1 protein-coding gene is annotated in these 221 nt (G+C 40.3%); it reads right to left on the reverse strand.

Features of this window, described 5'->3' with window-relative positions; translation table 11 throughout:
- A partial coding sequence (locus tag PL77_RS29535; RefSeq protein ID WP_156152611.1) for a hypothetical protein occupies positions 1 to 206 on the reverse strand: 206 nt, incomplete at its 3' end.
- Positions 207 to 221: the final 15 nt, after the last annotated feature.

A 221-nucleotide genomic window follows, 5' to 3' on the forward strand; every position in this document is an offset into this window, starting at 1 on the left:
TTGGCATTCGTAAATGAAGTGAGTGCGATATCTTCCAATTGGTTGTCAGCAAGGTTTACCGTTTCTAGATGACCGAAGTTTGCAATCGTTAGACTTGTTGGCAAGCTTGTTAAATCTCTATTCGAAAGATCAAGATCTATCACTCTACCGTAGTCGTCAATTTGCGTAGCTACTGGATTACCATCATTATCGACCCAATCACGCATTTCAATTGCTTTGTC

This window comes from Flammeovirga sp. OC4 (genome assembly GCF_000812565.1).
In the GTDB taxonomy this organism is placed as follows: Bacteria; Bacteroidota; Bacteroidia; order Cytophagales; family Flammeovirgaceae; genus Flammeovirga.